The following is a 14,548-nucleotide window of genomic DNA, read 5'->3' on the forward strand; positions in this document are numbered from 1 at the left end:
GGACGACGAAACGGCCTCCCGGAGACCGAAGTCTCCGGGAGGCCGTTTCCGTTCCGGTGATCGCGAGGATCAGACGCGGTCGCGCAGCGCGGCGCCGAGTGCGGCGTCGACGTTCGTCCAGTACTGGAAGAAGCGCTCGCGGATGGCGTCGACGGTGATCGAACGCCCCTGGCCGGTGAGCGTCTCCAGGAAACGTGCCCGCTGCTCGGCGTCGAACACCTCGCGGTAGAGCGTGCCGGGCTGCCCGAAGTCGTCGTCCTCGGGGTGCAGGGTCGCGGCGGAGCGCTGGATCTCGCCGTCGGCCTCCCAGTTCACCTCGATGCCCTTCGACGGGTCGGCCTCCGGGCCTCCTGCTGCTCCATAGGAGTTCGGCTGGTAGGTGCGGTGCGCGGCGTCGTTGAACTGGTAGCGCATCGAGCCCTCGTGCTGGTAGTTGCGCGCCTCGCTCGCGTGCGGCTGGTTCACCGGCAGCTGGTTGTAGTTCGGGCCGATGCGGTGGCGCTGCGCGTCCGGGTAGGCGAAGATGCGCCCCATCAGCATCTTGTCCGGGGAGATGCCGGTGCCCGGCACCTGGTTCCCCGGCGAGAAGGCGGCCTGCTCGATCTGTGCGAAGAAGTTCTCCGGGTTGCGGTTCAGGGTCAGCGTGCCGACCTTGATGCGCGGGTAGTCCTTCTTCGAGATGGTCTTGGTGAGGTCGAACGGGTTGAACCGGTACGCCTTGGCCTCGTCGTAGGGCATGATCTGCACGTACAGGTCCCACTTCGGGAACTCACCGTCGGCGATCGACCGGAAGAGGTCGCGCCGGTAGTGGTCGGCGTCCGACCCGGCGAGCTGCTCGGCCTCTTCGTTGCTCATCGCCTCGACGCCCTGCTGCGAGATGAAGTGGTACTTCACCCAGAAGACCTCGCCTGCGGCGTTGACCCACGAGTAGGTGTGCGAGCCGTAGCCGTTCATGTGCCGCCAGCTGAGGGGCAGGCCGCGGTCTCCCATCAGATACGTGACCTGGTGGGCGCTCTCCGGCGACAGCGTCCAGAAGTCCCACTGCATGTCGGGATCGCGCAGACCCGAGTCGCCGAGGCGCTTCTGCGAGTGGATGAAGTCCGGGAACTTGATCGCGTCGCGCAGGAAGAACGTCGGGGTGTTGTTGCCGACGATGTCGAGGTTGCCCTCGTCGGAGTACATGCGGAGCGAGAACCCGCGCACGTCACGCCAGGTGTCGGGCGAGCCCTGCTCCCCGGCGACGGAGGAGAAGCGGATGAGGGTCTCGCTGGCCGCACCCGGCTGGAAGACGGCCGCGCGCGTATAGGCCGACACGTCTTCGGTGACGACGAACTCGCCGAACGCGCCGCCGCCCTTCGCGTGCGGGTTGCGCTCCGGCACCCGCTCGCGGTTGAAGGCCGCGATCTTCTCGACCAGGTAGTGATCGTGCAGGACGGTGGGGCCGTCGGCGCCGACCGTGAGCGAATGCGTGTCGCTCGCGATCGGGGCTCCGGCCTGCGTGGTGGTGGCAGGTTTCGTCATGGTGTTCTCCTTCTCCGCGCAGGCGCAACGATTACCCCCATCCGGGGACGGGCGATCGGCGGACTGCTATTGCGCGGCGTTCTGGCAACTGGGGCAGAGGCCCCAGAAGGTGACTTCGGCTGTCTGGACGGTGAATCCCCCCGTCGAGGACGGGGTGAGACACGGCGCTTCGCCGACGACGCAGTCCACATCGCCGATGGCACCGCAGGAGGTGCAGACGACGTGGTGGTGGTTGTCGTTGATGCGCCGCTCGTAGAGCGCCGCGGAGCCTGCCGGTTCGATCCGGCGGATGAGGCCCGCCGTCGTCAGGTCCGCGAGGATGTTGTGCACCGACTGGATCGACGTGGTCGGCAGCACCTCAGACACGGCACGGTAGAGCCGCTCCGCGTCTGAATGGGCCATGGAGTCGAGAGCCTCGAGAACGGCGACGCGGCCCGCGGTCGCGCGCAACCCGGCAACGCGAAGCGCCGAGTCGAGTTCTGTCTCCATCCATCGAGCATACCTCTTCATTTGAATAACTCAAAAGAAAGTATTCCGGCATGCCGCGGAGGGATCGAGGTGGGTCGAGGTGATTTCACCGAGGTCGCAGCATAAAAAAAGGGGTTGGACCCAGGGGATTCGTCGGCTACTGTGAGCAAAGTCTCAGCTTCCGGTGACGCTGAGAAAACGGAGGGCGACCCCATGCGGAATCCAGCCACTCATCATGGTCGTACGAGCCGTGACCGTCGCAAGCCCTGGGCCGTCGCCGCACTGCTGACGCTCGTGCTCACCGCGCTGATCGTGCCCGCGTCGCCCGCCACGGCGGCTCCGGGCGATGCCGCCCAGCTGTATCTCGGACCCTCCACGGAAGCGGCCACGGTCGGATCCGACAAAGACCTCGTCGCGCCGACGGAGTGTCCGTCGAACTCGGTGCTCACCGGCGTGCAGACGGAGAACCGCACGGCCGACTCTCCGTCCAACGCCAACTCGATCCTCGTGCGTTTCAGCATCCAGTGCTCCACGATCACCGTGAGCAACGCCGGGACCGTCACGGGAACCGTGAACCCCGCGTGGATCACCGGTCCCGTCTACAACGAGAGCCGTGGCAACGTGCAGACCGGCGTGTGCCCCGCCAACACCTTCGTGCACCGCATCACCGGGACCACCTTCGTCGGCGACGGCACGAACCGCTGGCCCTCATCGGTGCAGATCACCTGCCGGCCGATGACCTTCAGCGCGGCGGGCGAGCTGCGGATCGATCTCGCCGCCACGCCCACCGTCCTCACCATCGGTGAGAACTTCAACACGACCGGCGGCTTGGATACCCCGACGCCACGTTGCGGGCCTGCGGCCACCACCGGGACCAGCGACATCCTCGTGCGCGGCTACCGTGCGCAGGGAGGCGGCGAGGGCATCGACGGCTTCACGCCCTCCTGCGCCACCATCCCCGACGACTACGGCGATGCCCCGGCCGGCTACGGGGCCGTGTCCCACGAGCTGAATGCCGCCACCTACCTCGGGTGGTCAGCCGACACCGAGGCGGCGATGCAGTACAGCGCGAACGCGACCGGAGACAATCAGGTCGGCGGCACCGCGCCGAACCAGTTCATCGACGACGAGAACGGCGTCGCGACGTTCGGGCCGATCACCGCAGGGATCACCAGCAGCTACTCGGTGTCGGTGCTGGCGTCGAACAAGGTGCCGGGTCAGCCGGCGACACTGGTCGGCTGGGTCGACTTCAACCGCAACGGCGTCTTCGACGCGAACGAGGGGGCATCCGCGGTGGTCCCGGCGGGAACGCCCGACGGATCCTCGGTCACGCTCACCTGGCCGGGAATCATCGCACAGACCGTCGCGGGACCGACCTTCGCGCGGTTCCGGATCTCCAGCGGCACCGCCCTGACCACCTCCATGCCCACGGGCGCGGGAGGGGTGGGCGAGGTGGAGGACTATGCCCTCACCATCGCCGCGGCGAACCCGGGGATCTCGCTGTTCAAGTCCGCATCGCCGTCGGGGCCCGATGACTTCACGGTCGGACAGGTCATCGACTACTCCTTCGTGGTCACCAACACCGGTGACGTGCCCCTCGCCGACATCAGCGTCGACGAGACCGCCTTCACCGGCTCGGGGAGCATGACCACCCCGGTGTGTCCGACGACACCGCTGGCTCCCGGGGCGCAGGCGACCTGCACCGCGAGCTACACCCTCACCCAGGCCGACATCGACAGCGGGACCCTCACCAACACGGCCACCGCGACGGGTGTCCCGCCGGGCATCCTCGTGCCTCCCGTCTCCCCGCCCTCCACCGTCAACGTGCCGTCGACGGCGACATCCGCGATCACCCTCGTGAAGAGCGCCGACACCTCCGAGATCACGGCAGCGGGTCAGGCGGTCGGCTACTCCTTCGTGGTCACCAACACCGGCAACGTGACCCTCACGAACGTCACGGTCGATGAGACGGCGTTCTCCGGAACCGGTGCCTCTCCGGCGATCACGTGCCCCGCAGGTGCCGGGTCGATGATCCCGGGTGCACAGATCACGTGCACCGCGTCGTACACGACGACCGCTGCGGACTACACCGCCGATTCCCTCGACAACACCGCCACCGCGACGGGAACCCCGCCCTCGGGCACTCCGCCCGTGTCGGCGCCGTCCACGGTCGAGATCCCCGTCGTCTCGGCGCCGGCGCTGACCGTGTCCAAGACCGCCGACCGCACGCGGATCACGGCAGCGGGCGAGACGATCAACTACTCGTTCCTGGTGACGAACACCGGAAACGTCACACTCACGGGTGTGACGGTGACGGAGACGGCATTCACCGGAACGGGGACACCCCCCGTGGTCACGTGCCCCGCGGGCGCGGCATCGCTCGCCGCGGGCGCGACCGTCACCTGCACGGCTTCGTATGTCGTGACCCAGGCCGACATCGATGCCGGGGGTGTCACGAACACCGCGACCGGTACGGGCACGCCGCCGACCGGAGAGCCTCCGGTGTCGCCCCCGTCGACCGTCGTCGTCCCGCCGGACCCGGTGCCCGGGATCACGGTCGTGAAATCGGCGAGCCCGAACACGCCGGACGCCTACCAGGTGGGCCAGGAGATCACCTATTCCTTCGTGGTCACGAACACCGGCAACGTCACCCTCGCGAACGTGACGGTGAATGAGGAGAGCTTCTCCGGGACCGGCACACTGTCGCCCGTCGTGTGCCCGGCCGGCGCGGCGTCGCTCGCCCCGAGCGTGCAGATCGTCTGCACCGCCACGTATGTGCTGACCCAAGCCGATGTGAACGCGGGCCGGGTGACGAACAGCGCCACCGCGACCGGAACGCCCCCGGGGACGCTCGTCCCGCCGGTCTCGCCGCCCTCGGAGACCGAGGTTCCCATCGATCCCGCCCCGGGCATCAGCATCGTGAAGTCGGCCACGCCGGCGACCATGACGGCGGTGGGGCAGACCATCGCATACTCCTTCGTGGTCATGAACACCGGAAACGTCACGCTCGAAGACGTGACGGTCGATGAGACCGCCTTCTCCGGGTCGGGATCGCTGTCCGCCATCGAATGCCCTGTGGGTGCCGCGAGCATGTTGCCGGGCCAGATCATCACCTGCACCGCGCAGTACCAGACGACGCAGGCCGACGTGGACTCGGGCCTGCTCGCGAACACGGCCGTCGCGACCGGAACTCCGCCCTCGGGGCAGCCTCCGGTCTCGCCGCCGTCGACGGTCGAGGTCCCCTTCGACGGGCCCAACGCGCTGACCCTCGAGAAGCGCGCGAATCCGGTCGATGTGAACGGCAACGGCGTCATCGATCCCGGTGACCGCATCGAGTGGACGATCCTCGTGACCAATACCGGTGCACAGACCATCGACGACATCGTCGTGACCGACCCCACCGCGGGGCCGGTCACGTGTCCGTCGACGAGTCTGGGCTCCGGGGTGCAGATGACCTGCACGGTGCCGCCGCACACCGTCACCGCCGCCGACGTCGAGAGGGGTCAGGTGCGGAACGTGGCCACCGCCACAGGCGTCCCGCCCGGGGGAGGGACGATCGTTCCGCCTCCGTCTGAGACGACCACGCGAGTGTTCCCGCCGCCGCCGCCCACACTGGCGGTGACGGGAGGCACGCTGTCCGCGGCGCTCCTTGTCGGCGGGCTGATGCTGTTCCTCGGGGCCTCCCTGCTGAGGCGGCGTCGGATGCAGCCACAAGAGTAGGTGCACCGCGGAGAGCCCCGTCGATCTGGCCGATCGGCGGGGCTCAGCTGCGGACCTCGCAGGCCGACCGGCGTATCGACGATGCGCGTCGGCCGGAGCGTCGACGTTTCCTGCGACGTATGTGTGACGTGTACGGCCTCGAACGCGAACCGGGAGCGAGGGAACGGGTTCCGGATCAGCTCATAGGCTGGCGTCGACGACGTCCAGCCGCCGCGATCAGCAGGGTGAGAGCGCCGAGGGCCGCGAGAGCCGCGCCGATCACCACGTACGCGGTGGGATCGGCTCCGGTCGCGGGCAGCGCGGAGCGCAACGTCACCTCTGCGGTAGACGGCGTCGAGACGACCCGATCCCCGTTTCCGTCCTGCCCTGTCGCCACGGCGGTGTTCGTGATGTTCGTCGCGTTCGCGTCCGCCGCAGTCAGCACGTACGAGGCGGAGCATTCGACACGCGCGCCGGGGTCGAGCGTGGCAGGCGTGGTCGGGCACGACACGGTCGGTGTGGTTCCGGCGCCGGTGAACTCGAGCTCTTGGACACCGATCGAAGAGACGGCGACCGGTCCCGAATTCACGATCACGTAGCGGTAGTGCAGCGTGGTGCCCGGGGTGAATGTGTCGAGCGCGGCCGGGTCGACGGACTTGGTCAGCGTGAGCGCTGCTCCGGACGGCGGCGGCGCGACCGTGACGGAGAACACGGCCTCGGACTCGGGGCTTTCGGTCGGGCCCTCCGCCGCTGGGGCGGAACCGCTCGCGGTCGCGGTGTTCGTGACGGTCCCGCGATCGGCGTCAGTCTGGGACACGGTGTAGGTCGCGGTGCAGACGACGGTCCCCGCGGGTGGGAGGCTCGCTGCCGCTGCCGGGCACACGGCTATCGGCGGGGCGTTCGTTCCGGTGAACGCCCCCTCGAGCACGGCGACGTCGCTCAGCGTGACGTTGCCGGTGTTGGTGATGGTGAATGTGTAGTGCTGGGTCGCGCCGGGACCGACAGCAGTCGTGGGCTCCACCGCCTTCACCAAGGTCAGGGCGGGCGAGCTCACGGCGGGGATGATCACGGTCGATGGTGGTGAGATCGTCGGGTCACCGTCCGCGGGGGGAGTGCCTTCGGCGGCTGCGGTGTTGCTGACGCTCCCGTTGTCGAGGTCGCGCTGGCCGACGGCCACGGTCGCTGTGCACACCATGTCCTCCCCTGGTGCGAGCGGCGTGTTCGGGCATGTCGGAGCGCTCGGAGCGCCGACGCCCGTGAACACACCCTCGCGGATCCGGATGCCGTCGAGCGTCACGTTGCCGGTGTTCGTCACGGTGAACGTGTACTCGATGAGGTCTCCCACGCTCGATACCGAAGAGACGGGAGAGGTCTTCACGACCGTGAGGTTGGGGATCGCGGTCACGGTGACAGGAGCGGTCGACGGGTCGGATGTGACGACGCCACCGCCCGCGGGGGCCGTACCCGAGGCGGTCGCGGTGTTCAGGAATGACCCGGCATCCAGGTCTGCCTGCGTCGGGGTGTACGTCGCGGTGCAGGTGACGGAGTCATCTGGCGCGAGCAGCGCGGCACCGGTCGGGCAGGTGACCACAGGAGTGGCTCCGGAACCGGTGAAGTCCGTCTCGGTGATGCGGATGTCGCTCAGGGGCACCGTGCCGGTGTTCGAGACCACGAAGGAGTATTGCACCACGTCGGTGGGTGCATCGATCTGCCCGGGCGATGCGGATTTCTGCAGCGAGAGCGAGCGGATCGGCTCGACAGTGACGGTGGCCGATGACGGAGGGGAATCCACCGTCCCCCCGCCTGGCGCCGTAGCTGTGGCGATCGCGGTGTTGCCGATGGTGGCCGCCGTGACGTCCGCAAGCGTCGTGACGTAGCTCCCTGTGCACGTCACCGCTGCACCGGGAAGGAGGACGGTCGCCTCCGCGGGGCAGGTGATGACCGGAGGTGCACCGGTGCCGCTGAAGGCCGTCTCGGTTATCGAAGCTGCCGTGAGGGTCACGTTGCCTGTGTTCGTGACGAGGAAGCTGTAGGCGATGGTCTGCCCGGCAGCAGTCGCCGTCGTCGGGTCAGCGACCTTCGCCAGGGTGAGTGCGGGGGCCTGATCGGCCGGAAGGTCGACGAACGACTCCGGGGAGACCATCTGATCGTTGTCGGGCAGGCTGCCGTGCGCTGTCGCGGAGTTCTTGAGGATTCCGGCATCCACATCCTCTTGGGTCAGCACGTACGAGGTATGGCAGGCGAGCTGATGCCCCGGCTCGAGGGCTGCAGCTTCCGGACCGCAGTCGATCGGTCCGATCGGACCGCTCCCGGTGAACACCTGCTCATCCACGGCGATGTCCCGGATGGTGAGGTTCCCCGCGTTGGTGACGACGAAGGAGTAGTCGATCGACTGGCCGACGACGAACGATGCGACGTCGTTGGGTGTCGCGGACTTCGCGAGCTCGAGCGCGGCGACCTGGTCCGCCACGATGTCCACACTTGACGGATCGGATGACACCGGTGCACCGGCTGTCCCTGTCGCGATCGCTGTGTTCGAGATGATGCCCGCGTCGATGTCGGACTGAGTCGCATCGTACTGAGTGGTGGTGCAGGTCATCGCGGCTGAGGGGGCGAGCTGGGTTGCCGGGCAGGAGAGGGTGGGCGCGGGACCGGTTCCGGTGAACAGCTGCTCCGTGATGGCGATTCCGCTGATCGTCACGTTCCCGGAGTTCGTCACGTCGAAGGCGTAGGTGAACCCGTCCCCCGCGCGGGTGACGGACTGCGTCGACGCTCTCTTCACCAGTTCGAGTGCGGGGGCCGGGACGGTGACCGGGGTGTTCGTGGCCGACGTGTTCGAGGTGATCGTCGCGCTCGATCCGGACGGTGTCCCCCTGGCCACGGCATCGTTCAGCACGGCGCCGCGATCGGCATCCGCCTCAGTGACCACATGATCGTCGGCGCTCGTGCAGGTCATCGATGCTCCAGGAGCGAGCGTCGTCGACGGGCAGTCGACCTGGCCGACGAGCGGGTCCGTCACGATGATCCCCTCGAGGGGGAGTTCTCCCGTGTTGTCTAGGCGGAAGGTGTAGGGAATCGAATCGCCGGGGTCCGTGATCCCGTTGCCGTTCGCATCAACGGGTGTCCCCGCATACTTCTGCAGGGTGAGCGCGACGACACGGGCGGTGTTGGTGACCGTGCAGTCGATCAAGTCGCCGATGGCAGGAGAAACGACGGCGGAAGAGCCGATCTGCCCCGAGGGCAGACTCGCATCAGGTTGACCGTTCCTGGTGCAGGCCCAGCTGGTGACGTAGCCGGAGAGGCTTCCGGGCGACGATGATTCGGCGAGCGTGAAGGGAGCGCCGGCGGTGGTGCCGATCGTGGGCACTTCGCCGGTCGTTCCTGTCGCGCCGGGCCCTGTGGTCCCGGTGGACAGGGTGGTGCCACCGGAAGACTGTACGGAGAGCGCGAACTCGTCATTCGGGTCGATGCGCCCGTCGACAACCTTGTTCAGCCGTACTTTGGGGAGCAGGACGGCGAATGCGATTCCCTGCACACCCTGGGTCGCGTTCTGCATCACCTGGGTCATGCTCTGCGGGTCCTGGGCCGCGAGCATGGCTGTTCCGGTGCGGGTGAGCGCGTTGTTCGCCGAGCACACGACGGTCGTGGTGCCGACGCCGATGAAGGCACCGGGGCAGGCGTTGCCGATCGGGATGATCTGCGTCATCGGGACGTTCGACGTCCAGGTGTCCGTCTCGCCGGTCGTCGTCTGCTCGACATCGACCCCGACGATCGAGAAGGCGTGCACAGGATCTCCGTTGACGTCGCGCATCGAGATTCCGGTCATCCGCACCGTCGTGCTCGTCGACGGATCGACAGCGCGATTCACCTGGTAAAGGCCGGGGCGTCCTGCGACGCCGCCGTAGTGGCCACCATTCCCGATGAAGGCGCTGGGGATGAGCGGAAGTGGCGATGAGCTCATCTGACGACCGGAGCGCTGGACCGTGTAGCTCAGCGTGTATCCCCCCGGGAGCTCGACGACCATCTCCTGGCCGCTCGGGGTGCCGGCAGCGGCGTCCGAGTAGTCGCTCATGTCGATCCAGCAGAGGGTACGTGCGAACTGTCCCTGGCCGGCTGCCGCGTACGCACAGGTCTGTGGCGTCGGAGCGGCTACGGCGGGGGAGACGACCAGCGCGGCACCCAGGGCGATGACGAGACCGAGAGCGGCCGCGAGCCATCGTCGTGCAACGGTTGCTGAGAACATGCGTGGCCCTGCTCCCTCGGTGAATGAGTTATCGCGGCGACCGCGCGCTCTCGCCTCCGACGCGCTCAGTGTGCCACCATCGTGGATTGTGAACAAGGGTCTCATCAGGGAAGAAACCGGACGAGACTCGGCTTCCTGAGCCGAAGAGACAGCGGCGCATGGGCCTACCGTGTGTGACACGGGGCCCATGCGCCGGTTGCGTGGGTCAGACCTGGGCGCGACGACGACGCAACAGGACCAGACCGAGCAGCAGCAGAGCCGCAGCGAGTCCCGCGCCTCCGACGACGCCACCGGTGATGGCGAGCGCGGTCGGCCCGTCGAAGGGGACAGGTGGCGACGCCTCTGGGGTCTTCGCGTGCCACTGGTCGGCGTCCTCCACCGGGGTGCCGGACTTCACTCCGATGCCGGTGACGGCTGCCTCGTCGGCGTGCGTGGTGGCGGCATCCATTCTGGGTACCGTGCCGGTGCACTCGAAGCTCGCGCCGATCTCGAACGGTCCGTCCCACGTGATGCCCGTCGCCGGGCCGCCGAGAGGCGAGAAGTCGCAGTCCAGATCGGTCATCGCCGGACCGGTGAGGGTCGTGTCGGTGACGTGAATCCTCGTGAGAGCTTCGTTGCCGGTGTTCGTGATCGTCATGGTGATCGGGGTCGCCTTTCCGGCGTCCACGGTCTTGCCGGGTGCGGTGTCGAAGTCACCCGCGACGAGTCCGTCCGCCGTCGACCACTTCTCGATGTCGATCGCGGGAATGAGCGCGATGTAGCCGGCGTCGATGGTGCGGTTGATGTACGGCGCAGTCACGCCATCGGATGCCTCGGACGGGGTCACGTTCGTGGCGTTCTCATCCAGGTGGATGGGAACGGTGCGACCTGTGGTCACATCGGCGTCGGAGTCGACTGTGGGGTCGGAACCCTGCGTCGACGGTGTCCGCTGGTAGCCGGGCACGTCACCGAATCCGAGGATGTAGTCCCCGGCCGGCAGGCGGTCGAAGTGGTAGCGGCCGTAGTCGTCGGTCGTGGTGCGCGCGATCTCGGTGGTGCCGTCGGCGCCGTAGAGGATCACCGACACGCCGGCGATCGGAACCTCTCCCTTGTCCTGGATGCCGTTGCCGTTCGTGTCGATCCAGGTGTAGTCGCCGATCGCGTAGACCGGGATGGAGACGTAGCCGGCGTCGATCTTGCGGTTGACGTACGGGGCGTTCACTCCGTCGGAGGCCTTCGACGCGGTGACGTTGTCCGCTCCCTCGTCGAGGTGCACGACGGCGGTGCGGCCGGTCGTCTGGTCGGCGTTGGAGTCGATCCTCGTGTCCGCGCCCTGCGTCGCAAGGGTCCGGGTGTACCCGTCGACATCGCCGAACTGCAGCGTGTAGTCGCCGGCTTCGAGGTTGTCGAAGTGGTAGTAGCCCGACGCGTCGGTCGTGGTGCGGGTGATCTCGGTGCCGTCGGTGCCGTAGAGGATCACGACGACCCCGGCGATCGGCGCTTCGCCGTCGTCCTGGATGCCGTTCTTGTTCGCGTCGATCCACGTGTAGTCGCCGATCGCGTACAGGGTCTCGGCCGTGGCGAACCACGGGTCCTCGTCCGTGACGACGGTTCCGCTCACGACGCCGGTGCCGGTGACACTGGCATTGTCGCCATGGGTGGCGTCAGAGGCGAGCCCCGGCACAGTGCCGGTGCACTCGAAGCTTGCGCCGACCGCGAGCGGTCCGGCCCAGGTCGTGCCGGTGGCGGAGCCGCCGAGCTTCGAGAAGTCGCAATCCAGACCGGTCAGGGCCGGGCCGTCGAGCGTGTCATCGGCGACCGTCACGTCGCGCAGCGCTTCGGCGCCGGTGTTCGTGATGGTCATCGTGATCGTCGTCGGGGTCTTCGTCTTCACGGCCTTACCCGGCGCGGTGTCGAAGTCGCCAGCGGGGAAGCCGTCGCTGGTCGACCACTTCTCGATCGAGATCGCGGGACCCGTGGGCGTGGCCATCTGGTCGACCACCCAAGGGGCCTCTGCGGCCAGCATCGGGGACCCGTCGTTCGCCTGAACGGAGTCCAGCGCGATGCGGTTCCAGGTGCGTTCGCCGCCGAGGATAGGGGAGCCGTCCGCGAGGGTGGTCGGCGCGGCCATCGTCCACTCGAGGTCGACGAAATCGCCGCCGGCGAAGATCTTGTCGCCGAAGTCGAACCGCACCGAGCGGATCTGCGCCCAGTCGGTCACCTGGTCGGCGGTCTGCCATGACGAGTCCTGCTGGCCGTTGCAGTAGAACGAGGCGGTGTGCGCGTCGGAATTGTCCATCTCGGGACGGCACGGATCGGCCTTGACCGAGTACGTGATCGTCAGGGCACCGGGGTTCGGGTTCGCGATCGGGCCCGTCATCGTCGGGGTCCACTCATTGCCGGAGCCCGGAGGGTTCTGTGCGTAGCGTCCGTTCGTCACGCCGTGATTGCCGGGCTGCGGCAGCAAGTCATAGGCTACGAGGTTCATCAGGTTGCGGTTGCCCAGGTTCCCGAGGCGCACCTGGTAGGAAACCGCTCCGCGAGGGGTCGACGTGCCGACCTCGGCCTGCTTGCCCTTCTTCTCGGCGGAGTCGAACCAGTGCCCGTTGTCCTGGTCTCCCGTGACCTTCTTCTCGATCCATGCCGCGGCGGTGTCGGCGATGGCGAAGTCGGCGCCCTTGCGCGGAGCCTGTTCGGTCGTGTCGCCGTCTCCGTCGCCGTCGAAGACGTCGTTGTTCCAGCCGTATTGCGATGCGGGGATGCGCACATCGCGGTCGAAGATCTGCACCAGATTGCCGCGGTAGGTGGTGTCCAGAGAGGATCCGCTGTACGTGCCTGAGGACGTGCCCGGCTTCACGATCGTGTCGTACTCGTAGTTGCACACGGGCTGCCACTTCGGAACCACGAGCCCCTTGGTGCCGGTGTAGGTCCACCGGACCGTCGTGCGTGCTCCGCTGGTGAAAGGAGTGCCGTGCGTCTGGTTCCAATCAGCGAGGATCTCCTCCTGGAAGTCCGCGGCAGCGGGGCAGTAGGCACCGTTGCCTGGCGCTGCACGCAGCGAATCGGGAACGAAGGTCACCTGGTTGGGGATGCTGTCGTAGAGGACGGGCATGAGCGGGGTGGGGTTGTTGTCGCTGTTCCCGATCGCCAAGGTCCACGTGATGGCGCCGCCGGGGCCGACGGGTCCCTGAGCTGCGGCCTTGCCCACGGCGGGGGACGGCACGTCGACGGGGGATATCTCGATCTTGGCGCACTGCTTCTGCATATCGTCCGCGCCGATCGTCTGGATCGTGGCGCAGTTCGTGATCGACGTCTTGTCTCCGATCGTCGCCCAGTCACCGATGGAGTAGATGTACAGGTTGACCGAGGCCTGAACGTCGACCTGCAGGAAGGTCGCGGTGATGCTCGTGACCCGCGGGCTTCCGGCGGGCACGGGGACGCTCGGCACGTTGAAGTCGAGCGGAGCGCTCGAGGATCCGTCCGCATAGTGGAATTCGACCGTGCTGCCCGGCTTCACGTTGCCGCGGTAGTAGCCGCGGTCCACCGACGTGACGATGAGACCATCGGGAATGGGGTCGGTGACGGTGATGTCGACGTTGCTGTTGCCGCGGTTCGTGGCGAGGATCTCGAAGTGCTGCTCTCCGCCGGCGATGAGCGCCGTGCCGATCTTGGAGGCTTCGGTGCGAAAGGTCGGCGCATCGACTCGGACGATCACCGGCGAGGTCGAGTCAACGGTCGTAGGTTCCGTCGAGCCGATCTGCGTGGCCGTCAGGGTCGCCGTGTTCAGGTAAGTCGCCTCACCGCCACCGGCGGGTGCCGGAAAGCGAACCGTGACAGTGACCTCCTTACCGCTCTGTAGCTTGCCGATCGGCCACGTCACCGTGTGAGTGTTCACGTCGTACACGCCTCCGCCGGAGTTGGAGACGTAGACGGCCTCGGCGGGCAGGGGGTCGATGAGAAGGGCGTCGGTGAAACTCAGCCCGCCGCGGCTCTTGTTGCCGGGGTCCGGGTAGGTCACTCCGGCGTTGATCGTGTAGGTGTAGTTCTGATCAGGTTGAGTGGTGGGAGCGCCCTGCTTCTTGAGGACGAGGCTGCTGTCGGCGAGGAGCTTGATGGTCGCGTCTCTCGTCACGTCCGACTGCCCGGGCTGGCTGACGGTCATCGTCGTCGTCTGGTCTCCCGGAGGCGTGGTGAGGTTCTCGGTAGGCCAGGAGACGGTCAGCTGTGACACGAGCCCCGCGGCCGTGGCGTTGTAGACGATGTCGATCGACCCGTCGACGTTCTCGGTGACCGAGTCGACTCCGGGCGGGTATGGCTTCGTGACGGTCCCCTTCGCGCCGGCCTTCACGGCGTTCGGCTTCGTGAAGTGCAGGGTGACGTCGGAGCACTCCGCCGGGTCGGAACAGCTCAATTGCGCCTCGTAGATGAGAGCGTTGCCGGCATACACCTCCGTGTTCTTCGCGGTGAGGGCCGTGCTCAGCATCCCGTCGTTGCCGGCGAATGCGGCAGCCGGGTTCAGGAGACCGAGGATCAGCGCCAGCGCCGCCGTGATGGCGAGGGCGAAGCGCGACTTCGTAGGAGACTTCGTGCGAGACATCAGAGGATCACAATCGGGTTCGGGTTCGGGTTCGGGTTCGG

At 67.5% G+C, this 14,548-nt stretch carries 5 protein-coding genes; 1 reads left to right on the top strand and 4 read right to left on the bottom strand.

Translation table 11 applies throughout. The annotated features are described in order from the left end of the window. Nucleotides 1-69: 69 nt before the first annotated feature. Nucleotides 70-1,521 (bottom strand): catalase, encoded by a 1,452-nt coding sequence (locus tag GLO27_RS12310; RefSeq protein WP_029260682.1) that lies wholly within the window; start codon nucleotides 1,519-1,521, stop codon nucleotides 70-72. Nucleotides 1,522-1,587: 66 nt separating this feature from the next. After that, complete coding sequence (locus GLO27_RS12315; RefSeq protein ID WP_029260681.1) at nucleotides 1,588-2,010, bottom strand: Fur family transcriptional regulator; 423 nt, start codon at nucleotides 2,008-2,010, stop codon at nucleotides 1,588-1,590. Nucleotides 2,011-2,202: 192 nt separating this feature from the next. On the opposite strand from GLO27_RS12315, the gene GLO27_RS12320 reads away from it, so the two are divergent. Beyond that, the gene (locus GLO27_RS12320) at nucleotides 2,203-5,709 is read left to right on the top strand and encodes a GEVED domain-containing protein (protein ID WP_167255132.1); all 3,507 of its coding nucleotides are present in this window, start codon (nucleotides 2,203-2,205) and stop codon (nucleotides 5,707-5,709) included. A 175-nt stretch (nucleotides 5,710-5,884) separates the two neighbouring features. Here the strand turns inward: GLO27_RS12320 and GLO27_RS12325 are convergent, their stop codons facing one another. Both GLO27_RS12325 and GLO27_RS12330 read right to left on the bottom strand, forming a co-directional pair. Further along, nucleotides 5,885-9,931 (bottom strand): hypothetical protein, encoded by a 4,047-nt coding sequence (locus tag GLO27_RS12325; RefSeq protein ID WP_167255134.1) that lies wholly within the window; start codon nucleotides 9,929-9,931, stop codon nucleotides 5,885-5,887. Nucleotides 9,932-10,136: 205 nt separating this feature from the next. After that, nucleotides 10,137-14,507, bottom strand: a complete 4,371-nt coding sequence (locus GLO27_RS12330; RefSeq protein ID WP_167255136.1) for an SdrD B-like domain-containing protein — start codon at nucleotides 14,505-14,507, stop codon at nucleotides 10,137-10,139. Between the last annotated feature and the right edge of the window lie 41 nt (nucleotides 14,508-14,548).

It is taken from the genome of Microbacterium sp. Be9, assembly GCF_011754135.1.
In the GTDB taxonomy this organism is placed as follows: domain Bacteria; phylum Actinomycetota; class Actinomycetes; order Actinomycetales; family Microbacteriaceae; genus Microbacterium; species Microbacterium maritypicum_A.

Excerpts from the sequence above, each read along its gene's own strand:
- GLO27_RS12310 (WP_029260682.1), bottom strand. The coding sequence starts at position 1,521 with ATGACGAAACCTGCCACCACCACGCAGGCCGGAGCCCCGATCGCGAGC.
- GLO27_RS12330 (WP_167255136.1), bottom strand. The coding sequence starts at position 14,507 with ATGTCTCGCACGAAGTCTCCTACGAAGTCGCGCTTCGCCCTCGCCATC.
- GLO27_RS12315 (WP_029260681.1), bottom strand. The coding sequence starts at position 2,010 with ATGGAGACAGAACTCGACTCGGCGCTTCGCGTTGCCGGGTTGCGCGCG.
- GLO27_RS12325 (WP_167255134.1), bottom strand. The coding sequence starts at position 9,931 with ATGTTCTCAGCAACCGTTGCACGACGATGGCTCGCGGCCGCTCTCGGT.
- GLO27_RS12320 (WP_167255132.1), top strand. The coding sequence starts at position 2,203 with ATGCGGAATCCAGCCACTCATCATGGTCGTACGAGCCGTGACCGTCGC.